Genomic DNA, 24,374 nt, shown 5'->3' on the forward strand with positions numbered 1-24,374 from the left:
GGATGGAGCAGAATTCCTCCATGAACCCTCACGAAATCAGCATTATGGTCAGAACTCAGTATTTATCAGAGCAATCTGACCCAGATAATCACCAATTTGCCTTTGCTTACACCGTCACTATCCGCAACACGGGACAGTCTAGTGTTCAGTTGATTGCCCGTCATTGGCTCATTACGGATGGAGATAACGACGTTCAGGAGGTTCGGGGTTTGGGTGTGGTCGGTCAGCAACCCTTATTGCGCTCTGGAGAGCATTTTGAGTACACCAGTTGGGCTACTTTACCCACCCCAGCGGGAACCATGCGTGGCGAATATTTTTGCGTTACTGAGGATGCCCAGTTCTTCCAAGCCCCCATCCCTGAGTTTGCGCTGGTAATGCCTAGAACCCTACATTAAAGCTTGATAGAGCTATTTTTTCCCTTTGCCGGTCCAAAGGACAATGAACAAGAGCAGCGCCAGTGCCAGACCTGCTTCAAAGACAAACATCAGCATTGGGTATTCATCAAGTAAATTGGCAATCATGATTTCTATGTTCAGATTAAAAGCGATGCAGTGTGTTGGGGTAAAAAAGACTGTCCTAAGTGTATTCCTTCTCGCGGTAGCAGCGTTGATTTTGGGGTGCACTACCCCACCAACCCGTGGCCCCGCAAGCCGCCCCTCAAGCGCCAATGGCAGCGCCTACAGCTCTTCAAAAGCAAGCTTTACTCTGGCATCGTGGCAGGATTTACCAGGCTGGCAAGATGATGACTTATCCCAGGCATGGCCCGCATGGCTAAAGAGTTGTGACGCGCTGCGAAAACGAAGTAGTGAGGTCAACTGGCGCACGGTATGTTCGCAAGTCGACTCAGTCAACGGTAATAGTACGACTGCCATTCGTCGATATTTTGAAGCGCACTTTCAGGTGTATGAAGTACGCAATTCCTCTGGCAGCAATACTGGCTTAATCACCGGCTATTACGAACCCGTGATGAATGGCTCTCTTGTGCGCACTGCAAGTTATACCGTTCCTCTCTATCGCTACCCCAGCGCCTGGAAAAATACTAAGCCTAATCCAGGACCTACTCGTGCACAATTGATCAGCTCAGGAATGCTGACGGGCTCTGAGATTGCTTGGGTTCAAGACCCTGTAGCGGCAGCATTCATGCAAATACAGGGCTCAGGAAAAATTCGTCTTGAGGATGGCCGCGTTCTTCGTCTCGGATTTGCCGGTACAAATGACCAACCATTTAAGTCATTTGCACAGTGGCTGTTAGATCGTAAGGAAATTACTCGTGGTGAAGCTACGATGCAGGGTATTTCAAATTGGGCAAAACAACATCCTAGTCGCGTCGATGAAATGCTCAATGCCAATCCCCGCTTTGTCTTTTTCAAAGAGCTGCCGGGCAATGTCAGTGCTGAGCTAGGGCCCAATGGCGCGCTGGGCGTGCCTTTAACGGCGGAAAGAAGTATTGCAATTGATCTTCAGGCAATGCCTTTAGGCGCCCCAGTATTTATACTAACTACTAAACCATTAAGCAGTCAGCCATTACAAAAATTAGTCATGGCGCAAGATACGGGTAAGGCAATTGTAGGTGGTGTCAGGGCCGACTATTACTGGGGTTCTGGTGAGTCTGCCGCAGAAATGGCTGGCCGTATGAAACAAAATGGAAGGATGTGGCTATTACTTCCTCGCTAGACCTGACTAAAAAAGAGTTAACTTTTTTCTAGAAAGCGCTGAGCGAGATTGACCCAGTAGTTCACACCAACCGGAATCAAAGCGTCATTAAAGTCATATGAGGGATTATGAAGATGGCATGGTCCCATACCATGGCCAACAGAGCGGTGATCGCCATCCCCATTACCCAGAAAAACATAGCAGCCAGGTTTCTGGAGCAGCATGAATGCAAAATCTTCGGCGCCCATAGTTGGATCAATGCGGTTGTCTACATTTTTATCTCCCACCAAATCTCTCATGACTTCGGTGGCAAATTGAACCTCTGCATCGTGATTGATAAGTGGTGGGTAATTACGGCTGAATTTAATTTCTGCTTGGCACTCGAAAGCGCTGGCAATGTTATGTGAAAGTTCACGTAGGCGACTTTCAATTAAATCGAGTACCTCTAGGGTAAAGGTGCGAACAGTGCCCCCAATAAATGCGCTCTCAGGAATGACATTACTGGTTTCCCCAGCATGAAATTGGGTGATGGATAAGACTGCAGCATCTATTGGGCGCTTATTGCGGGTGATGATGCTCTGTAGGGCTTGGGCAATTTGTACTCCAGTCAGCACGGGGTCAGCGCTGTTATGGGGCAAGGCTGCATGACCGCCTTTACCGGTGATCATGATTTCAAAGCTATTGCTAGAAGCCATCATTGGACCGCTTGTCACACCGAAGTGGCCTTCCGGTAAGCCGGGCCAGTTATGCAATCCAAACACTGCATCACATGGAAATTGTTCAAAAAGGCCGTCGTTAATCATTTCTTGAGCACCAGCACCACCCTCCTCTGCGGGCTGAAAAATGAATATGACAGTCCCTTTAAAGTTGCGGTGATTTGATAGATATTCGGCGGCGCCCAAGAGCATGGCTGTATGACCATCATGACCGCAAGCATGCATTTTTCCTGGATTTTGCGAAGTATGCGCAAAAGAGTTGTGTTCTTGTAGGGGTAGTGCATCCATATCGGCGCGCAAGCCAATCATCTTGCCTGGACCGAGATCGCCCTCTAATTTGCCAACGACCCCTGTTTTTCCCAAACCACGAAAAACGGTAATACCCCAGCTTGAAAGTGCTTGGGCAACCAGATCTGATGTGCGATTCTCTTCAAAACGCAATTCTGGATGGGCATGAATATTGCGCCTTATTTCTTGAATTGCTTGAGCGGAATCGACGATTTCAGGTAGTAATCGCATAGCTTCATCTTATCCGAAACTGATCCTCAATGCACTTAGTGTCAGCCTCTAGAGTCAGTTGATAGGTTCAGGGGGTATTTATATGCTGTGCAGCAAATTGCAATGCGTCTAAAGAATAGGGCATATCGCTTGCCTTTCCCAAGTCTTTTGGCAACGAGGGGATTAGCCCCAAATAGGGTGCTGCAATACGTTCTTTGAGTGTTTGGATATTTTCATGAAGTAGTGGCATCGCATTAGCAAGGGTATTAGCAACCCATCCTGCAATTGGTAGATTGCGAGTTTTTAATGCTTCACAACTTAACAAAGCATGGTTAATACATCCCAAACGCATGCCAACGACCAGAATCACCGGTAGATTCATTGATTGGGCTATGTCACCTAAATTCTCATCCTGGTTAAGGGGCACCAAAAATCCACCTGCACCCTCTACGATTACTGCATCAAAATTCCTGGAAATTTCATGAAAAGCCTTGAGAATGACATCACTTTCTAAATGAATGCCTTTGGCTTTTGCGCTCAAATGTGGCGCTGCTGGTTGATCCAAAATATAGGGACATAAGTGATTCACTTGATCGGCAGGGAGCTTGGATGCGATACGCAATGTTTCGAGATCTTCATTCAGACTTTGCCCATTGTGATCAAGGTAAGTACCCGCAACCACTGGCTTGAAACCAACGGTATTGATCCCAGTTTCTCGCAGTTTCACAATGAGCGCACCGCTCACCAATGTTTTGCCAACTTCGGTATCGGTGCCAGTAATAAAGAATCCCGGCGTTCTCTTCATGATGTAGATTCCAACACTTTTTTCTCGATTACTTGCAATGTTTTAATCAGCTCCCGTACATCTTCTTCGCTATGGTTGGCGGAAAAAGTAATGCGTAAACGCGAGCTACCTACGGGTACGGTTGGAGGACGAATTGCTGGAATCCAGTACCCCGCCTCATCTAATAACTTTGCAGCTTGCAATGCATTTGCATTACTCCCCAACACAATAGGTTGAATAGGCGTTGGTGAATTTAACTTCTGCCATTTTGAGAAGATCATTTCAGTCTGCCAAATAGAAATCAGTCTAACTAGTTGGGCGCGACGTAATTGTCCTTCATCCCCCTCTATGAGCTCTAAGCTCTTTTGCACGGTATAGCCAATAGCAGGAGGTGTAGCGGTACTGTAAATGTACGGACGACCTTTTTGAATAAGCCATTGAATCAATGACTCCTGCGCACAAATGAAAGCGCCACTCACGCCAGCCGCTTTCCCAAGAGTGCCGATATAGACGAGCCTATCAGAGGCAATATTGAGTTGCTCTAAGAGGCCATGACCATGCGCACCAAGCACGCCAAAGCCATGGGCATCATCCACTATGAGCAATGCATCTTCTTTGGTTGCAAGTCTCAGTAATTCTTGAAGTGGGGCAATGTTCCCATCCATGCTGAAGACGCCATCGACCACAATCATTTTTAGGGGAGAGGAATCTTTTTCTATTAACTGAGCCAGAGTATCTAAGTGGGTATGATCAAACAAATGTACTGTTGCTTTGGTTTGTGCTTTTGCTAAGCGGACCCCATCAATCAGGGAGGCATGATTTAAAGATGCCGAATAAATACTAGCTTGGCCTTCTGGCGCTAATCTTGCGAACCCAGTCAGCGCAGCAATATTAGCCATGTATCCAGTGCTAAAAAAAAGTGCTTTTACATCTGGTATGTGCTTATCTTGAAACTGCGCCAATTTTTTTTCTAGCAAGTCATGAGCAATGCTGTGGCCACTAATTAAGTGTGATGCCCCGCTCCCAACGCCAAATTTGACAACCCCTTCTCGGAGCGCCTCTACTAAGACTGGATGATTGGCAAGGCCCAAATAGTCATTACTACAAAAGGCCTTCAAGCTTTTTTGCTCTACATGTACATGCGTATCGCAAGGTGATTGAGTAATGCGTAATTTTCTGAGTAATAACTCTGAATTCAATTGCGCAAGTTGCTGCTGTGCCAAATCAATTGCATAAACATGTTTTTTATCTGTCATGCTAATACCTGCTCAAGTGCACGTTGTACTGCCTGACCTAGTTCGATAGTTTCATTGGTTGATAGAACATAAGGAGGCATGACATAAATAGTATTGCCAATGGGTCTGATAAGCACTCCCTCGTGCAGACTGGCAGAAAACATTTCTCGTGGAAAGGTATTTGGATTTTTCAAATACCCAGTACGTACATCAAAAGCAAGAATCATGCCCTGCTGGCGCCAGTGCTCTATGCGAGGATTAATTTTTGCCCATGCAAATGCATTCGCTAAATCCTTTGATCGCTCAATATTTTTCTCAAGCACATTATCAGTTTCGAATATTTCTAAACAAGCCAAGGCGGCCGCGCAGGCGAGGGGATTGCCGGTGTAGGAATGGGAATGTAAAAAGCCGTGTTTAGTTTGGTCTTGATAAAAGGCGCGATAGATGGTGTCTGTTGTGAGGCAGATAGATAGTGGTAGATAACCGCCGCTAATACCTTTTGATAAGGTTAAAAAATCAGGCCAAATACCCGCATGCTCGCAGGCAAAAAATTTACCTGTACGGCCACAACCGACAGCAATTTCATCGGCTATCAAATGGATTTCATAGCGATCACATAAGACTCTTAGTTGGCGAAGATATGCAGGCGAATACATCGCCATCTGCCCTGCGCACTGAATCAGTGGCTCCACAATGATTGCCGCAATGTTTTGATGCTCTTTAGAAAGAATGGTTTCCAAATCTGTTGCTGCTCGCTTGGCGACATCCTCTGCCGTTTCTCCATCTTGGGCTAAGCGTGCGTCTGGTGATGGTGCAGTCAATACTTCCTGAAGGAGCGATCCATAAGCTTCGCGAAAAATCGCCACATCAGTAACGGCAAGTGCCCCCAAGGTTTCACCATGGTAGCCATTATGCAAGCAGACAAATTTTTTCTTTGCAGGTTTATTTTGATGTCGCCAATAATGGTGACTCATCTTTAAAGCAATTTCCACTGCCGAGGCGCCATCAGATGCATAAAAAGCATGCCCTAAATTCCCTTGGGTTAATGCGGATAGTTTTTCCGATAGCTGCACAACCGGTGGATGTGTGAAGCCTGCAAGCATCACGTGCTCAATTTTTTCTAATTGCTCGCAAATTGCCTGATTAATGCGTGGGTTTGCATGACCAAATAAATTAGTCCACCAAGAGCTAATGCCATCGAGTATCACTCGTCCTTGATCATCGTAGAGCCATGCTCCCTTACCTTTTGTAATGGCAATTAAGGGCAAGGACTCGTGCTGCTTCATTTGGGTGCAGGGATGCCAAACTGCAGATAAGCTCCTTGAAACCCAGTTCATTTGATTTAGATTAGAACTCATGGTGTTTTTCATTCCTTATATTTGACCATTAGTTTTTGCTCGTATAGGCTTCTTTCTGTTATGTTTATGCCTTGATTTAATCTAATTTCTGGAATTCGACCATGCTGGACGCTCAAACCACTAAAAAACCCCTTACCCATATCAAATCAAGGGCTGGCTTGCGCAAAGAGCTTGACGCAGCTGGAAATTGGACGGTCGCTCAAATCGAGGCCTTATTTGCGCTGCCTTTTAATGAGCTAATGCGCCAGGCTCAGGAAACGCATAAAGCCAGTTTTCCGGAGGGCGATATTGAATTGGCCACCCTCTTATCCATTAAGACGGGCGGCTGCCCTGAGGACTGTGGGTACTGTCCTCAAGCGGCTCGATATGACACAGACGTCAAAGCGGATAAGCTGATGGATCTAGACCAAGTGCTGGAGGCTGCTAAAGCTGCCAAGGCCGCTGGGTCAAATCGTTTCTGTATGGGTGCAGCATGGCGCGAACCCAAAGACCGCGATATTGAAAAAGTGACTGCCATGATTAAGGGCGTAAAAGCCCTGGGATTAGAGACTTGCGCCACCCTCGGAATGTTAGAGGCAGGCCAGGCTCAAGCCCTTCAGGAGGCTGGTTTGGACTTCTATAACCATAATTTGGATACCAGCGAAGATTTTTACCGCTCGGTAATTTCAACTCGCGGCTACCAAGACCGTTTAGATACGATTTCAAATGTGCGCGCTGCAGGCATGTCTGTTTGCTGTGGTGGTATTGTCGGAATGGGCGAGTCACGGGAGCAGCGTGCTGCATTCTTGACTCAATTGGCTAATTTGAGTCCTTACCCTGAATCAGTGCCAATTAATCATTTGGTACCCGTTGCGGGAACACCATTGGCAGATCAAAAGCCGCTCGATCCCCTTGAATTCGTTAGAACCATTGCCGTCGCTCGCATTACTATGCCCCGTGCAAGAGTGCGTTTATCTGCCGGACGCCAAGAGCTGGGCAGGGCCGTCCAGGCTATGTGTTTTATGGCTGGCGCCAACTCGATTTTTTATGGTGAGCAACTACTTACTACCGGTAATCCCGAGGCAGAACAAGACCGAGAGCTGCTGGCTGAGCTAGGCTTAAAGACCAAACAAAGCTGCAAAACTGAAGTTTTGGTCTAATTTTCTAATGACCCCCATTGATCGCCTCATTATTGAATTTGATACCGCCCTGCGATCGGTCGTGGGGGGTGCAAATTCTCAGCGCCCAACGCCTGGCTCAGAACACACAAGCAATTCGTTTTTAGATGCGAGTGAACGCGAGCATGCTGCTGGCCTGATGCGCGTCAATCATGTGGGCGAGGTATGCGCCCAAGCCCTATACCAGTCCCAAAAGTTGGTGGCCCGTAAGAAAGAAATTCAGCAGATGTTGGATCACTCTGGCCAAGAGGAGATGGATCACTTGGCTTGGTGTGAAATGCGCCTGCAAGAGCTTGGTTCTCATACCAGCTACCTCAACCCTTTTTGGTATGCCGGCTCCTTTGCGATCGGCCTAGTAGCAGGCTTAGCGGGTGATAAGTGGAGTTTAGGTTTTGTAGCTGAGACAGAAAAACAAGTTGAAAATCATCTGGAGAGCCATCTCAAAAAATTGCCCGCAGAAGATCGCCGATCCAGAGCGATTGTTGAGCAAATGCGTGTGGATGAATTTGCGCATGGGCAGGCTGCCTTGAAAGCTGGTGGGGTGGATTTACCTCGTCCAATCAAGACAATCATGCAGCTGATGTCAAAAGTAATGACAAGTAGCGCTTACCGAATTTAATTCGATAATTTATTTGTACTTTTTTATTGAATATACTGTTCTTAAATACAGTATATTTTGGCAATACATGGGTAAATAGCTAAGAACTACTCTTAAGTATATTTTCCAAGGCCTTGTTTCAAGTAGTAATTTTAATATCTGTATTTTATCAAGACATGACGCTAAGTGTTTGTAAACACTAGAGAAATTCCCAAAAAATTACCCAAAAACACTTGACCCTAGTATGTTGATCCTCTAAAGTGGGAGGAAGTGTGAAAAAGTGGGGTAAAAGTGTTTCAAGGTGCGTCAGCTCTCAATTTGGATGCAAAAGGCCGCATGTCTGTGCCGGCAAAGCATCGTGACGCCTTGTTGGTGCAGGGTGAGGGTCGCATTACCCTTACAAAACACCCTGATGGATGCCTTTTATTGTTCCCACGCCCTGAATGGGAAGCCTTTCGTGCAAGAGTGGCTCAGTTGCCAATGGATGCACATTGGTGGCGCCGAATTTTCCTAGGAAATGCTGCTGAAGTTGATTTGGATAGTGCCGGCAGAATTTTAGTGAGCCCAGAATTACGCTCAGCGGCGGGCATTGAAAAAGAAGTGATGTTGCTTGGTATGGGCAGTCACTTGGAGTTGTGGGATGCAGCCTCATATGCTGCAAAAGAGCAAGCCGCGATTGCGCAAGGCATGCCTGAAGCACTCAAGCAATTTAATTTTTGATGACATGGCACCATGAACATAACTCATCGCCCAGTATTACTGGCCGAGGCGGTGACGGCGCTAGTCGACGGTCCACTCATTCAAAAACAAACATCAGTCACTCCGCTTTTGGTGATCGATGGAACGTTTGGTCGTGGAGGTCACACGCAAGCATTGCTGGGGCAATTGCCTACCCATGCACGCATGATTTCCTTCGACAAGGATCTCGATGCGATAGCGGTTGCCAAAAAAATAAACGATCCACGCTTGACAATCATTCACGACAGTTTTGCGCAGATGGATCAATATGCACGCCCAGAATCAGTCGATGGCATTTTGTTGGATTTGGGAATCAGCTCTCCCCAGGTGGACGAGGCACATCGCGGTTTTTCTTTTCGTCGCAATGGCCCACTCGATATGCGCATGGATACCGAGCATGGCTTCACTGCCGCACAATGGTTAGAGCAAGCGCCGCAGGAGGAAATTGCGCGCGTGATTAAGACATATGGTGAAGAGCGTTTTGCATTTCAAATCGCTAAAGCAATTGTTGCTAAGCGAGAGGAGGGCCTTGCTCCAAAGACTACTTTCGAATTGGCTGCTTTAGTTGCAGGCGTTGTGCGCACTAGAGAGGCAGGACAAGATCCGGCAACTAGAACATTTCAGGCTTTGCGAATTTTTATTAATCGTGAATTAGAAGATTTAGAGCAAGGCTTAAAAGCAGTCTTGCAATTATTGAAACCTGGTGCACGGTTAGCGGTGATTAGTTTTCATTCTTTAGAAGATCGCATCGTGAAGCAATTCATGCAAGCGCATGCGAAAGTAGAGGTGCCTCGAGGCTTGCCTCTAAGAGAAATAGATTTGCCACAAAGTGCATTAGAAATCATCGCACGAGTGAAACCGAGCGAGCAGGAGGTGCAAGAAAATCCTCGTGCACGATCAGCAATCATGCGGGTTGCTCAAAAGCGGATGGGGTTGCCAGCATGAATCGCGCAACCTTGACTCTACTTTCGCTCTTATTAGGTTGCGCTTTGTCTTTGGTGGCTGCCCAACAGCATGCAAGAAGATTATTTGTTTCTTTAGAGCAAGCCCAAATTGAAGAGCGTCGCTTAAATCAAGATTGGTTGCGTCTGGAGTATGAGCAGCGTAATTTATCTAAGTCAGCTCGTATACGGGATGTAGCGCGTAATCAGTTAAACATGGTGCCTATTTCTCCTGATAGAACGGTCTATCTGAAGGAGGCCAAATGAGGCCGGTAGGTTTTTCTACTACACCCAATTTAGTGTTGCGTTTGCCGATGTGGCGCTCGCGCCTGATGTTATTCCTTTTGTTTTTTGTATTTATGATGCTTTTGCTGCGGGCTTTCTGGATTCAGGGCCCGGGTAATGCTTTTTACGAAGCCAAGGGAGTGCGTGGTACACAGCGTGAACTTGAATTGCCAGCCTCGCGTGGAAAAATATTGGATCGCAATGGCAAAGTCATTGCTACGAGCCTAGAAGCAAAATCAATCATCGCATATATCGATACAGTTCCGGATGACTTATCGTCTGAAAAAATCCATAAGTTAGCAGCACTGTTGCAAATGAATGATGCTGATTTACGGAAAAAATTACGTGAAGAACGTAAGCAAGTATTTTTAAAGCGCCAGGTTGAGCCTGATATCGCTCAGCAAATTAAGCAATTAGAAATTCCTGGAATTGGACTGAACAACGAGTACCGACGCTTTTATCCCGAAGGTGAAGCAATGGCGCACGTGGTGGGCTTCACTAATGTGAATGACCAGGGCCAAGAGGGCATAGAGTATTCGAGGGAGGATGCGTTGGCTAGACATGCTGGGCAGCGTCGTGTAGTCATAGACCGTCTGGGGCGCGTGGTTGAGGAAGTGGGTATTGACCGGTTGCCGCAAAACGGCAAGGATTTACAGCTCTCCGTAGACAGCAAGATTCAATATATTGCTTATAACGCAGTTAAAAATGCTGTTGAGCAACATCATGCAAAAGCAGGCAGCGCTGTTGTTCTTGATACGCAAACCGGCGAAATTCTAGCGCTTGCAAATTATCCGAGCTACAACCCTAATGATCGGAGATATCTCACGGGTGAGCAACTGCGTAACCGGGCGTTAACAGATATGTTTGAGCCTGGATCAACTATTAAGCCGTTTACTGTTTCAACTGCTTTGGAAAAAGGGGTTATTACACCTAGCTCCACTATGGTAATCGGCGCAAGTTATTTGATTGGTAAAAAACCAATTACCGATACCCACCCCAATGGAACTTTGACAATCGCTCAAGTGATTCAGAAATCAAGCAATATTGGGGCTGCAAAAATTGCCATGAACTATCTCACACCAGAAGAGATGTGGGATATGTATTCTGCTGTTGGATTTGGTCAAGCACCCAAGATTGGTTTCCGTGGTGCAGTAGCGGGTACCTTACATCCCTATAAAAAATGGGCTGAAAGTGATCAAGCTCGTATCGCTTTTGGTTATGGCCTCTCTGGGTCATTATTTCAGATAGCGCGTGCATATACTATTTTCGCTCGTGATGGAGAGTTGGTTCCGATTACGATCGAACGCAGCCCGGAATTTAAACCTGGTACCAAAGTGATTTCCCCTAAGACTGCCCAGGAAATGCGTGCGATGCTTGAAACGGTAACGCTCCCTGGTGGCACTGCTGTGAAAGCTCAAGTGGATGGCTATCGCGTAGGTGGAAAAACTGGAACTGCACATAAGCTAGTTGGAAAAGGTTACGGCAATAAGTATCTCGCTTATTTTGCAGGAATTGCGCCGATCAGCGCACCCCGTATTTCAGTAGCAGTCATGATTGATGAGCCGACGGGCGGAAGCTATTACGGCGGCGATGTGGCAGCGCCAGTATTTTCGACCATTGTGAGTGAAACTCTGCGTACTTTGAACGTATTACCAGATATTACGACTAGGCAAGCCAGTATTGAAACTGTAGAGCCTGCAGAGGCTCATAGTGTGACACACAAAACATCACACGTGCTTGCTAAGAAATGAAGGTAGATATGATGATTGACCTTCCTCACCTTATTTCGCATTTGCAGAGCATCAGTTCAGCATCGGCTCGTATCAGTGCCGATAGCCGTCAAATCAAAGTAGGCGATATCTTTTTTGCGTATCCGGTAGGTCATGGCACAGCACTACGTGATGGGCGCCAATATATTTTTAGTGCCTTAGCTGCAGGAGCAGCTGCAGTGGTGTATGACCCTAAAGATATTGGCGCTAAATACGAAGGACAAGCAAACTGTTTCCCAGTAGAGGATTTAGCATCACATGCGGGCTATTTGTGCGCTCAGTGGTATGGCAATCCAAGTCAAGATTTAGATGTGATTGGTGTAACTGGCACAAATGGCAAAACAACTATCACTCAGTGGTTGGCACAAGCACTAGATACTTCTGAGCATCGCGTGGCTGTATTAGGAACATTGGGAAGTGGTTTTCTTGAATCCTTAGAGCAAACTGGATATACAACTCCTGATGCACCCCGTCTACAAACTCAATTACGAGATTTTCTAAATCGTGGCGCTAAACAAGTGGCAATGGAAGTGTCATCTCATTCCTTAGATCAGGAACGGGTTGCAGGAGTGACATTCAAATGCGCTGTCTTTACAAATTTGACCCAAGATCATTTGGACTACCACTGCACTATGGCTGACTATGCGGAAGCGAAAGCAAAGCTATTTCAGCAACCAGGCTTAGAAGATGCGGTTTTAAATTTAGATGATCCTTTTGGGCGTGAGCTAGCGATTCAATTGCTGACGAAAAATACCAGCAAAGTATGGGGATATGCTTTAAGTGAAGTTGCTTTTAAAGGTTTTGAGAAATTTGGAAGCCGTTTGCTGCGGACTTATGTCAAGGATTACAAGTTAAGTCATCTTGGGTATGAGGCGGTATTTTGCTGTGAAGGACTTGCTTCTGATTTGATTCACCTTTCCGTTCTTGGGCAATTCAATTTAAGTAATTGTTTGGCTGTGTGGACGGTCCTCCTTTCCCAGGGTTTGACTAGCACAGAAGCTAGCTTGCGACTATCTAAGCTGCGTCCTGTTGCAGGACGTATGGAAATAGTGCCATTAAATAAGAATCACCCGATGGTAGTGGTTGATTATGCGCATACACCGGATGCTTTAGAAAAAGCCCTGTTAGCTTTGCGTCCTGTAGCACAGGAGCGTGGCGGAAAAATCTGGTGTGTCTTTGGATGCGGCGGAGACCGTGATGTTGCGAAGCGCCCTCAAATGGGTGCAATTGCGCAGCAATATGCTGACCATGTCATTTTGACTAGTGACAATCCCCGCTCAGAAGAGCCAGAAAGTATTATTCAGATGATTCGCTCTGAGATGAGGGTAGATGCTCAGAATGTCCAAGTGATTACTGATCGTGCTGCAGCCATTATGTCTGCAGTTCGTCATGCCCATCCGCACGATCTCGTGCTGGTTGCTGGCAAGGGGCATGAGTCAACACAAGAGATCAATGGCAAGAAGTTCGACTTCTCTGACCAGCAACATATTCAGTTGTCTGCCGGAGTGGGAGTGTGATGCCAGTCATGACAACCCTTGCGGATATTTGCGCTATGCTGCCCGGCAGTCAGTTAATCAATATTTCTGAAGCGGAAGCGCGAAATTTTATGTTGAGTACAGTGGGTACTGACAGTCGACAGGTGGAGCCAGCAGAATTATTTATCGCTTTAGCGGGCGATCGATTTGATGCCCATGATTATTTGGTCGATGTTGCGAAAGCAGGGGCAGGTGCTGCACTGATTAGCAAAAAAGAAGCTTGCCCAGCACACCTTCCAGCGGTATGTATTGCAGATACCCGTCTCGGATTAAGCGTTTTAGCCAAAGCTTGGCGAGCAAAATTTTCCCTGCCTTTGGTTTTGGTGACTGGTAGCAATGGAAAGACTACCGTAAAGGAAATGATTGCCTCAATATTTAAGGCGGCAGTTGGTGAATCACATGCTCTGGTTACAAAGGGAAACCTGAATAACGATATTGGCTTGCCATTAACACTTTTATGCCTAAGACCAGCTCATCACTTGGCAGTCATTGAGCTGGGAATGAATCATCCTGGTGAAACCGCGCAACTGGCTCATATTGCTGCTGCAAATATTGCGCTCATTAACAATGCGCAACGTGAGCATCAAGAGTTTATGGCTACAGTGGCTGCTGTAGCGCAAGAGCATGCTGATGTCTTGCGAGCCTTACCCAAGGATGGCATTGCAATCTTCCCTGCAGATTCTGAGTTTGATAGCGTTTGGCGAACTGCCGCGCACGGCCGCCAGATTATTGATTTTGCTTTGCTCTCTAATGGCGCGATGTCGCAAGCAGCGGTCACTGGAAGACTGCTTAGTAATGGTCAGGTACAAATTGAAACAAAGCAGGGCTCTATTGAAGTTCAATTAAAAACCATGGGCAATCACAACGTCCGCAATGCCCTGGCTGCAACTGCGGTTGCTTTGGGTGCAGGCGTCAGTCTTGAGAATATTAAAGTGGGGCTAGAAACATTTATACCTGTTACTGGCCGCATGCAGGCAAAGAACTTAGATGCCAACCATCTTCTGGTTGATGACAGTTACAACGCTAATCCTGATTCTGTGCGAGCTGCCATTGATGCTTTGAAGCAAACGACTGATTTCTCCTGGTTGGTTTTGGGTGATATGGGCGAGGTGGGTGACCAAGGGCCTGCATTCCATCATGAGGTGGGTTCATATGCTGCTGCTCAAGGTGTTGCCCGACTGTTTGCGCTAGGTGAGCAATCGCAAAAAGCGGTTGAGGGTTTTAAGCAAACGACGAAAAAATTCAATCTTTCGTCTAAGGCTGAGCATTTTGCAGATGTAGAGAAATTAAATGCGGCCCTGCTTGAAGTATTACAGGCAGAGGGCGGCAATACTAAGTTAACAATTTTGGTTAAAGGTTCACGTTTTATGCGTATGGAGCGTGTGGCAAAAGCCTTATTAGGGGAGGCTAACACATGCTCTTGATCTTGGCGCAATGGTTGCAAGACGATTATGGATTTTTCCGCGTCTTTAATTACATCACTTTTAGAGCGGTAATGGCAACGGTAACTGCCTTATTAATTGGTTTGGCAGCGGGTCCATGGGTGATTCGTAAATTGACTGCATTAAAAATGGGTCAAGCAGTACGGACGGATGGACCTCAAACCCATTTGGTGAAATCCGGCACGCCCACCATGGGTGGCGTATTGATATTGCTATCCATTTTTGTCTCTTGCATGCTTTGGGCGGATATCAGCAATCGTTTTATTTGGATTGTGATGATTGTCACTTTTGGTTTCGGTTTGGTTGGTTGGGTTGATGACTATCGGAAGGTGGTTTACAAAGATCCTAAAGGCATGGCTTCAAGAGAAAAATTCTTTTGGCAAACCTTAATTGGCCTATTTGCTGCGATCTATTTGGCCTTCTCGGTTTCAGAAGTGAATAACTTAAGGGTGCTCCAGTTATTTTTTGATTGGCTAAGAAGTGGTTTTGCACTTGATTTACCAGCCAAGTCAAATTTATTAATTCCATTCATGAAGGAGATTAGTTATCCCTTAGGTGTAATGGGATTCATTATTTTGAGCTACCTCGTCATCGTTGGTAGTAGCAATGCAGTTAATCTGACCGATGGCCTTGATGGCTTGGTCATCATGCCAGTGATATTGGTAGGGGCTGCATTAGGTGCCTTTGCTTATGTAATGGGTAATGCAATTTATGCGAAATATCTCTTGTTTCCATATATTCCAGGCGCTGGTGAACTGATGATTTTTTGCGGCGCCATGGGCGGCGCTGGTTTAGCGTTTCTTTGGTACAACACCCATCCCGCTCAAGTTTTCATGGGTGATGTTGGAGCGCTGGCATTGGGTGGGGCTTTAGGCACGATTGCCGTAATCGTGCGACAAGAGATAGTTCTCTTTGTAATGGGCGGCATTTTTGTTGCAGAGACATTTTCAGTGATGCTGCAAGTTTTTTGGTTCAAGGTAACTAAAAAGCATTATGGAGTTGGTCGTCGAATTTTCCGGATGGCCCCGCTGCACCATCACTTTGAATTGGGCGGCTGGAAAGAAACCCAAGTAGTAGTGCGTTTTTGGATTATTACGATTCTTTTAGTTTTGATTGGCTTATCCAGTCTCAAATTACGGTAAGCCCGATAGAAAAATGCATAACTTAGAAAACACTTTTGCTAATCCAATCATGCTAAATGATGAGGGTTATCAGGCTCCTAACAATTTCCTCATACTGGGATTGGGTGAGTCGGGTGTTGCTATGGCAAAGTGGTGCTTACGCAATGGCGCGAAAGTTTCATTGGTTGATACCCGTGCTCGCGAGCAGTTAAGCCCCCGTCAGTTAGCCTGGCTTGGTGAACTTGAATTTGCTGGATTGCAAGCTGCGCATTTTGGTGTATTCAATGAGTCTCTTTTGGCTAATGTTGAGGTAATTGGTATTAGTCCAGGTTTATCGCCTATTCAAGAGCCTACCCAATCTTTCTTGGCCCAAGCGCAAAAAGAAGTCATTGATATTTGGAGTGAGATTGAATTTTTTGCGAGAGCAATTGCGGCCATGGGCCGGACTGCCCAGGCCCATGACAGCAAATATGAACCAGCTATTTTGGCTGTTACTGGTACGAATGGTAAGACTACAACTACCGCTTTAACAGGGCGCCTATGTGAGCGTGCTGGCAAGAAGGTTGCAGTTGCTGGCAATATTAGTCCGGCCGCATTAGATAGATTGATGTCCGCCTTGGATGGTGCGGATCAAATAGAAGATATGCCAGATGTATGGGTGCTTGAGCTTTCTAGTTTTCAGCTACTTCATACCCATTCGCTCAATGCGACTGCAGCCACAATTTTGAATCTCACTCAGGATCATTTGGATTGGCATGGGGATATGCAGGCATATGCCAACGCTAAAGCAAATATATTTGGTCCGAATACCATTTGCATTCTGAATCGCAATGACCCATTAGTAATGGGTTTAATTTCAGAGGCTCAAAAGACCGATAGATCCATCGTGACTTTTGGATCTAGTCGTCCCGATGAGCAGGGCGCTTTTGGCATTGAACATGATCTGCGTGCTGGCGGAATTGATTGGCTGGTATGGGCTGAAGTGGATGAGGAATTAGAACCTCAACCCAAAAGACGCCGCAAGAGTGCCATTGTTGAAGATGAACCTTTGCGTTTAAAAAGATTAATTCCTGCAGATGCATTACGTATTCGAGGTCGACACAATGCTTTGAATGCTTTAGCAGCGCTTGCATTAGCAAGAGCAGCTAGGCTACCGATGAATATGCTCTTGCATGGTTTACGTGACTACCAAGGTGAACCACATCGTGTTCAGAGTATTGCCATCATCGAAGGCGTGGAATATGTTGATGACAGTAAGGGAACTAATGTGGGTGCCACTGTTGCAGCGCTAAATGGCTTAGGCAATAGCGAAGCAGGTAAGCGTATTTGGTTAATTGCTGGTGGCGATGGCAAAGGTCAGGATTTCAGTCCACTGCGTGATCCGGCAATGCGTTTTGTAAAAGGCACTTTTCTCATTGGTAAAGATGGCGCTGCCATTGGTGGCGCTCTGGGTGAGGCTATACCTTGCGTAATGAGCGGTACATTGCCAGAGGCTGTCAAAGCAGCAGCCTTGCAGGCCCAGTCTGGAGATATTGTGCTGCTATCACCTGCATGCGCAAGCTTGGATCAGTTTCGTGATTATGTTGAACGTGCTGAAGTATTCGCATCTGAAGTGCAGGAATTAGCAATGCGATTTGATGGGGTACATGCATGAGTCTAAAAGATAAGCTATTCCCTGAAAACCGTTTGGGTCTCGGACGCTTCTGGAATTTCTCTAGAGGCGGTATCGATAATTTCCGCAGCGGTTTACGCGATGCTGTGTCTGGAGTGGAGCAAACACGTTCACGCATGATGGAGTACGACCAGTTATTGGTATGGGCGGTCTTGTCTCTGACACTCATTGGCTTGGTCATGGTGTATTCCGCCTCTATTACTTTAGCTGATGGTCCCAAATACGCAAACTACAGTAGTAATTTCTTCCTGATTCGACACGTTGTTTCTTTAGTGATCGCTATTGGCGTGGGTATTTGGACATTTAAGATTCCATCAAAAGTATGGGATCGCTATTCCCCGATTATTTTTGGTTTTACCGTGTTGCTCTTGATTGCCGTTTTAGTTCCCGGTTTGGGCAAAGGTGTCAATGGTGCAAAGCGTTGGATCCCTTTGGGCATTATGAATTTTCAGCCATCTGAGCTGATGAAATTTGCTGCCGTTATCTTTGCTGCTACTTACACAGTTCAGCGCCAAGAGTATTTGCATTCCTTTGTTAAGGGCATGTTACCAATGGGTATTGCGGTGGCATTGGTGGGTGGTCTATTAATGGCAGAGCCCGATATGGGTGCCTTTGTGGTGGTTGCTTTAATTGCCTTTGGCATCTTGTTCTTGGGCGGCATTGATGCCAAATTATTTGGTGGTTTATTAGTCGTTGGCCTGATGAGTGGCGCAACGATGATTGCCTTGTCACCTTTCCGTAGGGGTCGGATGTTAGCCTTTATGGATCCCTGGGAAGTAAATAATGCAGCTAATAAGGGATACCAACTAACCCATTCCTTGATGGCCTTTGGCCGAGGTGAATGGTTTGGCACTGGCTTGGGTGGAAGTGTGGAGAAACTGCATTACCTTCCTGAGGCCCATACTGATTTCATCATGGCCGTGATAGGTGAAGAGTTGGGATTTGTTGGTGTAGTTGTCATCATTTTCTTGTTCTACTGGATTGTGCGTCGCGCCTTCTTAATTGGTCGCACCGCCTTGCAGTTAGATCGTAGTTTTGCTGGTTTAGCTGCGAAGGGCGTTGCGATTTGGATTGGTTGGCAAGCTTTTATCAACATGGGCGTGAACTTAGGCCTTTTACCAACTAAGGGGTTAACTTTGCCTTTGGTGAGTTATGGCGGCTCTGGCATTGTGATGAATGCAGTAGCTATTGCAATGTTGCTACGTATTGATTATGAGAACCGTATATTGATGCGTGGAGGGAAGTTATGACTCAACCCTCTATATTGGTAATGGCTGGTGGAACTGGCGGACATATTTTTCCCGGCTTAGCAGTTGCAAGCTATTTGCGCACATGTGGCTGGAAAGTGTCTTGGCTTGGTAATCCAAGCGGTATGGAGTATCGCCTGGTGAGTGCGCACCATATTCCATTTGAAGCGGTAGACTTCGGTGGTTTGCGTGGTAAGGGCTTAAAAACCAAGTTGATGTTGCCCATAAATTTATTCCGTGCGGCTGTGCAAAGTTGGAAAATTATGCGTCGCTTAAAGCCAAATGTGGTTTTGGGTATGGGTGGTTACATTACCTTCCCAGGGGGCTTAGTTTCTAAAATATTGAAGCGTCCTCTAGTGCTGCATGAGGCCAATTCTGTGGCTGGCAGCGCCAATCGTGTTTTGGCAAAAATAGCAACTTGCACATTGACAGGCTTCCCTAATACGATGGAAAACGCTGAGTGGGTTGGTAATCCAATACGAGAAGTATTTGATGTATTAGCTACACCTACAGTGCGCTATGAGCAACGTCAAGGAAGATTGGCACTCTTGGTGGTAGGTGGCAGCTTAGGTGCAGCCGCATTAAATGAGACGATTCCAGCCGCCTTAGCTTTAATACCTTTCGAGTCACGTCCCGTCGTCATTCATCAGGCTGGAGAAAAACATTTGGCAGAGCTTCAGGAGCGCTACATAAGCTTGGGTGTTCAGGCTGATGTACGTGCATTTATAGATGACATGCCAGCAGCATATGGCCAAGCAGATTTAGTTATTTGCCGCTCTGGGGCGATGACTGTTTCAGAGTTAGCTGCTTGTGGCGTTGCTTCTTGTTTGATTCCATTTCCATTTGCAATTGATGACCATCAAACTGCTAATGCACGATTTTTATCAGATGCAAAAGCAGCCATTTTATTGCCCCAAAACAATCTCAATCCAACAGATCTGGCTTTAATGATTCAACATTTTGATCGCAGTGCTCTCAAACAGATGGCTCAATATGCTCATGCATTAGCAAAGCCTCATGCCACAAAGCGAGTTGCAGAAGTATGTGCACAATGCGCCGGAGTCAGTCTATGAAGCACATAGTTCAGCAAATTCATTTTGTAGGAATTGGTGGCGCCGGCATGAGCGGTATTGCTGAAGTCTTGCTAAATTTAGGGTATCAAGTTTCCGGCTCCGACTTATCTGAGGGTATCTCCACTAAACGTTTGCGTGAGCTTGGTGCCGTAATTTATATTGGCCATGACGCTAAAAATATTGGCACTGCAGAGGCTGTTGTGATTTCTACTGCTGTCGCAGGAAATAATCCCGAGGTTCTGGCGGCTCGCGCAGCCAAGGTGCCGGTCATTCAGCGCGCTGTCATGCTGGGTGAGTTGATGCGCTTAAAGCAAGGGATTGCAATTGCGGGGACTCACGGCAAGACAACTACCACTAGTTTGGTTGCATCTGTATTAGCAGAAGGCGGCCTAGATCCTACTTTTGTGATTGGTGGAAAACTGAATTCTGCCGGAGCAAATGCACGTTTAGGGCAGGGCGATTTCATTGTGGTTGAAGCCGACGAGTCAGATGCTTCATTCTTGCAGTTATTTCCTGCGATGGAGGTAGTGACGAATATCGATGCCGATCATATGGATACCTATCAGCATGATATGGCTCGGTTAAAGCAGGCCTTCGTCCAATTTATTCAGCGGATGCCCTTTTATGGCATTGCAGTTTTGTGTATTGATGATGCCAATGTCAAAGATATTATTCCATTTGTATCGCAGTCCATTCTGAGCTATGGGTTATCTGAAAACGCTGATATTCGTGCTTCGAATGTGAGAGCAGACGGCACCACGATGCATTTCACGGTTGATCGTCGCACTATTCGTAGACATGGAAATCAGCCAGGCCGCTTAGAAATTCAACTCAATCTGCCTGGCCTACATAATGTACGAAATGCACTAGCTGCAATTGCTATTGCTACTGAATTAGGTGTAGGTGATGAGGCCATTATCAAGGCTTTATCCCAGTTCGATGGTGTAGGGCGTCGCTTCCAACGCTATGGTGATATTCCTCTGGCATCTGGTGGTAGTTACACCTTGATCGATGACTATGGCCATCATCCTGTAGAAATGGCTGCCACTTTAGCGGCTGCCCGGGGGGCATATCCTGAACGCAGATTGGTTTTGGCCTTCCAGCCACATCGATATACACGCACGCGCGATTGCTTCGGTGAGTTCGTTCAAGTCTTGCGCAATTTTGATGCTTTGGTTTTGACAGAGGTTTATCCAGCAGGCGAAGCACAGATTACTGGAGCAGATGGCAAGAGCTTGATGAAAGCCGCTCTCACAACTGATAAGAATGCAAAGTCATTATTGGATTCCCAAGCAGTTGCATTTGCTCCTTCTGTTGCTGAGATGCCAGAAAAGTTACATGCAATTTTGCAAAATGGTGATGTTGTGATTACGATGGGGGCGGGTTCTATTTCTGCTTTGCCCCATACACTGTCGGAGGCTAAAAATGTCTAATTTGCCTAGTTCGATGAAATCTTGGGGTGAGCGCGTCAAAGAGGATTTAGCCAAGCTAGATATTCAAGCCTTAGGTAGGGTGGGTGTTTTATTGGGCGGTCGCTCTGGCGAGAGAGAAATTTCTTTAATGTCTGGCAACGGTGTTTTAGAGGCGCTACTTTCAAAGGGTGTCAATGCTCATGCCTTCGATACGGGTCTTCGTTGCCCCACTGAGTTAAGCCAAGAAAAATTTGATCGTGTCTTTATTTCTTTGCATGGCCGTTATGGTGAGGATGGGACGATTCAGGGTTTGTTGGAGCTCCTTAATCTTCCCTATACCGGCAGTGGGGTGCTCGCATCTGCTTTAGCAATTGACAAAATTGTTACAAAGCAAATTTGGCTCAGCAATCATTTATCTACCCCTCAGTACGAAGAGCTTACTGCCAAGAGTGACTGGAATGCGGTTGCTCAGCACTTGGGTTTACCTTTAATCGTGAAGCCTGCAAATGAGGGATCCTCATTGGGCTTAACAAAGGTTAGAACGGTAGAGGAATTACCAGCCGCATATCAATTGGCTGCTGGCTTAGATAAGAAGGTCATTGCCGAGACTTGCATTATTGGTGACGAGTTAACTTGTCCTATTGTGGGTGAAGGTGAGAATGCAGAAGCCTTGCCAGTCATCAAAATTGTTCCTCCAGAGGCAAATTACGACTTTCATCACAAGTATTTCTCAGATGAAACGAAATATTTATGCCCTACCGGCTTAGCTCCAGAAGTCAATTTGGCCGTTCAAGAGCTGGTTGTAGCAGCTTATCGCGCTCTGGGTTGTAGAACTTGGGGTCGGGCAGATGTGATGTTGGATCAAAAAACTGGTAAGCCTTATTTATTGGAAATGAATACTTCACCTGGAATGACATCACATTCATTGGTCCCAATGGCTGCAAAAGCATCGGGTGTGGAATATGCCGATCTCGTACTTTGGATATTGGGCACTACTTTGAAAAATAAGGTGGGTGCTAAGTAAATGAGTAGCTTCCTGAACCGCTCCGGAGAGGTATTTGCCTCGCTGATGTCGCCACTTTGGAATCATCCTGAGCGGATGCAAAAGCTCAGCCGTTTTTTATTGCGCTGTTTTGCAGTGATGCTTTGTATTGGTATTTTGGTTTGGCTGAGTCAGCGCCCCGTATTTGCTTTGCGTCAAGTTCAAATTGAGCCAGTAGCGGGACAAACTTTGCAACATATCAATCGTTCAGCAGTCAAACAAGAAGTCCTCGAGACAGTGCAAGGTAATTTCTTTAGTGTGAAATTAGAGGATGTAAAGCGTGGTTTTGAGTCTCTTCCTTGGGTGAGACACGCCAATGTAAGAAGGGTATGGCCAAACGGACTGATTATCAGTATTGAAGAGCAAAAACCATTTGGCACCTGGGGTGGTGTAAATGGAGACACGCTAATGAATACTCACGGTGAAATCTTTCCCGGGCATAGAAGCGAAGTGGCCAATGAGCTCACGCTAATTGATTTTTCTGGGCCTGATGATGCTAGCCAAGAAGTAATGCGTTTATATGAAAAAGCAAATGCTTGGTTTAAGCCATGGGGCGCTGAGGTAACTAGTTTGGCCTTGTCAGATCGCTATGCCTGGCACATTAAGTTATCCAATGGCATGAAGGTGGAATTTGGTAGGGATGAAGAGAGTTCTGATAAGTCGCTTACCGAAGAGCGGGTTGCACGTCTTTTTAAGTATTGGCCGCAGGTACAGGATAAATGGGCTAATCGTGTAGATGCAGTGGACTTGCGTTATGCAAATGGATTTGCAGTGCATTTAGTGGCTGCTAATTTAAAAAAGAACGATGTCGATAGTAAAAAAGTGAGCACAAGTAAATGAGTAAAGACAATCGCGATTTATTGGTTGGTTTAGATATCGGCACCTCAAAGGTGGTTGCCTTGGTTGCTGAATTGGGCCCAGATGGCCAATTTAATGTGGTCGGTGTTGGACAAACCGCCTCTAAGGGACTAAAAAAGGGGGTTGTCGTCAATATTGAAGCAACCGTGCAATCTATTCAGAAGGCATTAGAAGAAGCTGAGGTAATGGCTGATCGTCAAATTGTTCAGGTATTTACGGGGATTGCTGGAAACCATATTGTTAGTTTCAATTCCAGTGGCATGGTTGCTATTCGGGATAAAGAAGTAGGCCCTGGGGATGTTGAGCGTGTATTAGAGACTGCTAAAGCAATCAATATTCCTACTGATCAACAAATTCTGCATATTCTCGTTCAAGAATTCATTATTGATGGTCAGGAAGATGTCCGTGAACCGATTGGTATGAGTGGACTGCGTTTAGAAGTCAAGGTTCATATCGTCACTGGTGCAGTCAGTGCCGCCCAAAATATTGTGAAATGTGTGCGTCGTTGCGGCCTTGAAGTCAATGACTTAATTTTGCAGCCTTTAGCTTCGAGTTTGGCAGTTCTCACCGAAGATGAAAAAGAGCTCGGTGTTGTGTTGGTAGATATTGGGGGCGGTACAACTGATATTGCTATTTATTGTCAGGGCTCTATTCGTCATACAGCAGTCATTCCAATTGCTGGAGATCAAATCACCAATGACATTGCTATGGCTTTGCGCACTCCCACGATTGATGCGGAAGATTTGAAAATTCAGCATGGTATTGCTCGCCAAGATATGGCCGATCCAACCGCCATGATTGATGTTCCTGGAGTCGGAGACCGTGAGCCACGACCTATGTCCAAGCAAGCCTTAGCCGCTGTGATTGAGCCGCGCGTTGAAGAGTTATTTACCTTGGTCCGCGGTGTGGTGCGAGATGCAGGCTATGAAGATATGGTTTCTTCTGGAGTGGTCTTAACTGGCGGAACTACTTTAATGCCTGGCATGGTTGAGTTGGCTGAGCAAGTCTTCTTACGCCCCGCGCGTATTGGTACACCAGAGTATCGCGGGCATTTACATGAAGTATTACGCAGCCCAAGATTTGCTACCAGCATTGGTTTATTAATGGAAGGTCAGGCACAACTATTGCGTGGCCGTCGTGTTTCTCAGTCAGGCGCATTTCAGGAAGTGATCTCGCGCATGAAGGAATGGTTTGCAGGAAATTTTTAAGTTTTTTCGTCGTCGTCAATGTAGTAAATTTA

22 protein-coding genes are annotated in these 24,374 nt (G+C 46.2%); 18 read left to right on the forward strand and 4 right to left on the reverse strand.

All coding sequences use genetic code 11. The annotated features are described in order from the left end of the window. Nucleotides 1-20: 20 nt before the first annotated feature. Together apaG and mltA are read left to right on the forward strand one after the other, a co-directional pair. Entirely contained in the window at nt 21-395 is a 375-nt protein-coding gene (gene apaG / locus M2125_RS09295) for a Co2+/Mg2+ efflux protein ApaG (protein WP_076024632.1), read from the forward strand. A 133-nt stretch (nt 396-528) separates the two neighbouring features. Then, the gene (gene mltA, locus M2125_RS09300; RefSeq protein WP_277540614.1) at nt 529-1,674 is read left to right on the forward strand and encodes a murein transglycosylase A; all 1,146 of its coding nucleotides are present in this window, start codon (nt 529-531) and stop codon (nt 1,672-1,674) included. 17 nt (nt 1,675-1,691) lie between these two features. Here mltA and M2125_RS09305 read toward each other — a convergent pair whose 3' ends face one another. The 4 genes from M2125_RS09305 to bioA form a co-directional block, all read right to left on the reverse strand. Next, nucleotides 1,692-2,888, reverse strand: coding sequence for a M20 aminoacylase family protein (locus M2125_RS09305; protein ID WP_076024634.1), 1,197 nt, complete (start codon nt 2,886-2,888; stop codon nt 1,692-1,694). Between the two features lie 67 nt (nt 2,889-2,955). Continuing rightward, on the reverse strand, nt 2,956-3,672 hold the full coding sequence (bioD, locus tag M2125_RS09310) for a dethiobiotin synthase (protein ID WP_076024635.1): 717 nt from the start codon (nt 3,670-3,672) through the stop codon (nt 2,956-2,958). Beyond that, entirely contained in the window at nt 3,669-4,907 is a 1,239-nt protein-coding gene (locus M2125_RS09315; protein WP_280742869.1) for an aminotransferase class I/II-fold pyridoxal phosphate-dependent enzyme, read from the reverse strand. Before M2125_RS09315 ends, bioD begins: the two co-directional genes overlap by 4 nt. After that, complete coding sequence (gene bioA, locus M2125_RS09320) at nt 4,904-6,244, reverse strand: adenosylmethionine--8-amino-7-oxononanoate transaminase (protein ID WP_280742870.1); 1,341 nt, start codon at nt 6,242-6,244, stop codon at nt 4,904-4,906. Before bioA ends, M2125_RS09315 begins: the two co-directional genes overlap by 4 nt. A 101-nt stretch (nt 6,245-6,345) precedes the next feature. Between bioA and bioB the strand changes: the two genes are divergently transcribed. The 16 genes from bioB to ftsA all read left to right on the forward strand — a co-directional run bounded on the left by bioB (nt 6,346) and on the right by ftsA (nt 24,342). Beyond that, nucleotides 6,346-7,383 carry a biotin synthase BioB gene (gene bioB, locus M2125_RS09325; protein WP_083657591.1) on the forward strand — a complete coding sequence of 346 codons (1,038 nt, stop codon included), beginning with the start codon at nt 6,346-6,348 and terminating at the stop codon, nt 7,381-7,383. A gap of 16 nt (nt 7,384-7,399) precedes the next feature. Continuing rightward, entirely contained in the window at nt 7,400-8,020 is a 621-nt protein-coding gene (gene coq7 / locus M2125_RS09330) for a 2-polyprenyl-3-methyl-6-methoxy-1,4-benzoquinone monooxygenase (protein WP_198929333.1), read from the forward strand. A 270-nt stretch (nt 8,021-8,290) separates the two neighbouring features. After that, nucleotides 8,291-8,719 (forward strand): division/cell wall cluster transcriptional repressor MraZ, encoded by a 429-nt coding sequence (gene mraZ / locus M2125_RS09335; protein ID WP_076024638.1) that lies wholly within the window; start codon nt 8,291-8,293, stop codon nt 8,717-8,719. A gap of 12 nt (nt 8,720-8,731) precedes the next feature. Continuing rightward, nucleotides 8,732-9,682, forward strand: a complete 951-nt coding sequence (rsmH, locus tag M2125_RS09340; RefSeq protein ID WP_280741407.1) for a 16S rRNA (cytosine(1402)-N(4))-methyltransferase RsmH — start codon at nt 8,732-8,734, stop codon at nt 9,680-9,682. Further along, on the forward strand, nt 9,679-9,945 hold the full coding sequence (ftsL, locus tag M2125_RS09345) for a cell division protein FtsL (RefSeq protein ID WP_280741406.1): 267 nt from the start codon (nt 9,679-9,681) through the stop codon (nt 9,943-9,945). The genes rsmH and ftsL overlap by 4 nt, the downstream gene beginning before the upstream one ends. Beyond that, complete coding sequence (locus M2125_RS09350; protein ID WP_280741405.1) at nt 9,942-11,714, forward strand: peptidoglycan D,D-transpeptidase FtsI family protein; 1,773 nt, start codon at nt 9,942-9,944, stop codon at nt 11,712-11,714. The genes ftsL and M2125_RS09350 overlap by 4 nt, the downstream gene beginning before the upstream one ends. An 8-nt stretch (nt 11,715-11,722) precedes the next feature. Then, the gene (locus M2125_RS09355) at nt 11,723-13,249 is read left to right on the forward strand and encodes a UDP-N-acetylmuramoyl-L-alanyl-D-glutamate--2,6-diaminopimelate ligase (protein ID WP_280742871.1); all 1,527 of its coding nucleotides are present in this window, start codon (nt 11,723-11,725) and stop codon (nt 13,247-13,249) included. Continuing rightward, nucleotides 13,249-14,691, forward strand: coding sequence for a UDP-N-acetylmuramoyl-tripeptide--D-alanyl-D-alanine ligase (locus M2125_RS09360; RefSeq protein WP_280742872.1), 1,443 nt, complete (start codon nt 13,249-13,251; stop codon nt 14,689-14,691). Before M2125_RS09355 ends, M2125_RS09360 begins: the two co-directional genes overlap by 1 nt. Next, entirely contained in the window at nt 14,682-15,851 is a 1,170-nt protein-coding gene (gene mraY, locus M2125_RS09365; RefSeq protein ID WP_076024643.1) for a phospho-N-acetylmuramoyl-pentapeptide-transferase, read from the forward strand. Before M2125_RS09360 ends, mraY begins: the two co-directional genes overlap by 10 nt. A gap of 49 nt (nt 15,852-15,900) precedes the next feature. Then, nucleotides 15,901-17,484 carry a UDP-N-acetylmuramoyl-L-alanine--D-glutamate ligase gene (gene murD / locus M2125_RS09370; protein ID WP_076024695.1) on the forward strand — a complete coding sequence of 528 codons (1,584 nt, stop codon included), beginning with the start codon at nt 15,901-15,903 and terminating at the stop codon, nt 17,482-17,484. Continuing rightward, nucleotides 17,481-18,752, forward strand: coding sequence for a putative lipid II flippase FtsW (gene ftsW, locus M2125_RS09375; RefSeq protein ID WP_277540598.1), 1,272 nt, complete (start codon nt 17,481-17,483; stop codon nt 18,750-18,752). Before murD ends, ftsW begins: the two co-directional genes overlap by 4 nt. After that, nucleotides 18,749-19,822 carry an undecaprenyldiphospho-muramoylpentapeptide beta-N-acetylglucosaminyltransferase gene (gene murG, locus M2125_RS09380; RefSeq protein WP_076024645.1) on the forward strand — a complete coding sequence of 358 codons (1,074 nt, stop codon included), beginning with the start codon at nt 18,749-18,751 and terminating at the stop codon, nt 19,820-19,822. Before ftsW ends, murG begins: the two co-directional genes overlap by 4 nt. Continuing rightward, the gene (gene murC, locus M2125_RS09385) at nt 19,819-21,255 is read left to right on the forward strand and encodes a UDP-N-acetylmuramate--L-alanine ligase (RefSeq protein WP_277540595.1); all 1,437 of its coding nucleotides are present in this window, start codon (nt 19,819-19,821) and stop codon (nt 21,253-21,255) included. Before murG ends, murC begins: the two co-directional genes overlap by 4 nt. A gap of 13 nt (nt 21,256-21,268) precedes the next feature. Then, the gene (locus M2125_RS09390; protein WP_076024647.1) at nt 21,269-22,258 is read left to right on the forward strand and encodes a D-alanine--D-alanine ligase; all 990 of its coding nucleotides are present in this window, start codon (nt 21,269-21,271) and stop codon (nt 22,256-22,258) included. Next, nucleotides 22,259-23,116, forward strand: a complete 858-nt coding sequence (locus M2125_RS09395; protein ID WP_076024648.1) for a cell division protein FtsQ/DivIB — start codon at nt 22,259-22,261, stop codon at nt 23,114-23,116. After that, the gene (gene ftsA / locus M2125_RS09400; RefSeq protein WP_076024649.1) at nt 23,113-24,342 is read left to right on the forward strand and encodes a cell division protein FtsA; all 1,230 of its coding nucleotides are present in this window, start codon (nt 23,113-23,115) and stop codon (nt 24,340-24,342) included. The genes M2125_RS09395 and ftsA overlap by 4 nt, the downstream gene beginning before the upstream one ends. Nucleotides 24,343-24,374 lie beyond the last annotated feature (32 nt).

It is taken from the genome of Polynucleobacter sphagniphilus (genome assembly GCF_029892205.1).
In the GTDB taxonomy this organism is placed as follows: domain Bacteria; phylum Pseudomonadota; class Gammaproteobacteria; order Burkholderiales; family Burkholderiaceae; genus Polynucleobacter; species Polynucleobacter sphagniphilus.

What these genes read in the sequence shown, in the direction of transcription:
- M2125_RS09355 (WP_280742871.1), top strand. Translation starts at nt 11,723, where the DNA reads ATGATGATTGACCTTCCTCACCTTATTTCGCATTTGCAGAGCATCAGT.
- murD (WP_076024695.1), top strand. Translation starts at nt 15,901, where the DNA reads ATGCTAAATGATGAGGGTTATCAGGCTCCTAACAATTTCCTCATACTG.
- M2125_RS09305 (WP_076024634.1), bottom strand. Translation starts at nt 2,888, where the DNA reads ATGCGATTACTACCTGAAATCGTCGATTCCGCTCAAGCAATTCAAGAA.
- M2125_RS09315 (WP_280742869.1), bottom strand. Translation starts at nt 4,907, where the DNA reads ATGACAGATAAAAAACATGTTTATGCAATTGATTTGGCACAGCAGCAA.
- M2125_RS09390 (WP_076024647.1), top strand. Translation starts at nt 21,269, where the DNA reads ATGAAATCTTGGGGTGAGCGCGTCAAAGAGGATTTAGCCAAGCTAGAT.
- ftsA (WP_076024649.1), top strand. Translation starts at nt 23,113, where the DNA reads ATGAGTAAAGACAATCGCGATTTATTGGTTGGTTTAGATATCGGCACC.
- mraY (WP_076024643.1), top strand. Translation starts at nt 14,682, where the DNA reads ATGCTCTTGATCTTGGCGCAATGGTTGCAAGACGATTATGGATTTTTC.
- M2125_RS09350 (WP_280741405.1), top strand. Translation starts at nt 9,942, where the DNA reads ATGAGGCCGGTAGGTTTTTCTACTACACCCAATTTAGTGTTGCGTTTG.
- ftsL (WP_280741406.1), top strand. Translation starts at nt 9,679, where the DNA reads ATGAATCGCGCAACCTTGACTCTACTTTCGCTCTTATTAGGTTGCGCT.
- bioA (WP_280742870.1), bottom strand. Translation starts at nt 6,244, where the DNA reads ATGAGTTCTAATCTAAATCAAATGAACTGGGTTTCAAGGAGCTTATCT.
- mltA (WP_277540614.1), top strand. Translation starts at nt 529, where the DNA reads ATGTTCAGATTAAAAGCGATGCAGTGTGTTGGGGTAAAAAAGACTGTC.
- M2125_RS09395 (WP_076024648.1), top strand. Translation starts at nt 22,259, where the DNA reads ATGAGTAGCTTCCTGAACCGCTCCGGAGAGGTATTTGCCTCGCTGATG.
- rsmH (WP_280741407.1), top strand. Translation starts at nt 8,732, where the DNA reads ATGAACATAACTCATCGCCCAGTATTACTGGCCGAGGCGGTGACGGCG.
- apaG (WP_076024632.1), top strand. Translation starts at nt 21, where the DNA reads ATGAACCCTCACGAAATCAGCATTATGGTCAGAACTCAGTATTTATCA.
- bioD (WP_076024635.1), bottom strand. Translation starts at nt 3,672, where the DNA reads ATGAAGAGAACGCCGGGATTCTTTATTACTGGCACCGATACCGAAGTT.
- ftsW (WP_277540598.1), top strand. Translation starts at nt 17,481, where the DNA reads ATGAGTCTAAAAGATAAGCTATTCCCTGAAAACCGTTTGGGTCTCGGA.
- murG (WP_076024645.1), top strand. Translation starts at nt 18,749, where the DNA reads ATGACTCAACCCTCTATATTGGTAATGGCTGGTGGAACTGGCGGACAT.
- murC (WP_277540595.1), top strand. Translation starts at nt 19,819, where the DNA reads ATGAAGCACATAGTTCAGCAAATTCATTTTGTAGGAATTGGTGGCGCC.
- M2125_RS09360 (WP_280742872.1), top strand. Translation starts at nt 13,249, where the DNA reads ATGCCAGTCATGACAACCCTTGCGGATATTTGCGCTATGCTGCCCGGC.
- bioB (WP_083657591.1), top strand. Translation starts at nt 6,346, where the DNA reads ATGCTGGACGCTCAAACCACTAAAAAACCCCTTACCCATATCAAATCA.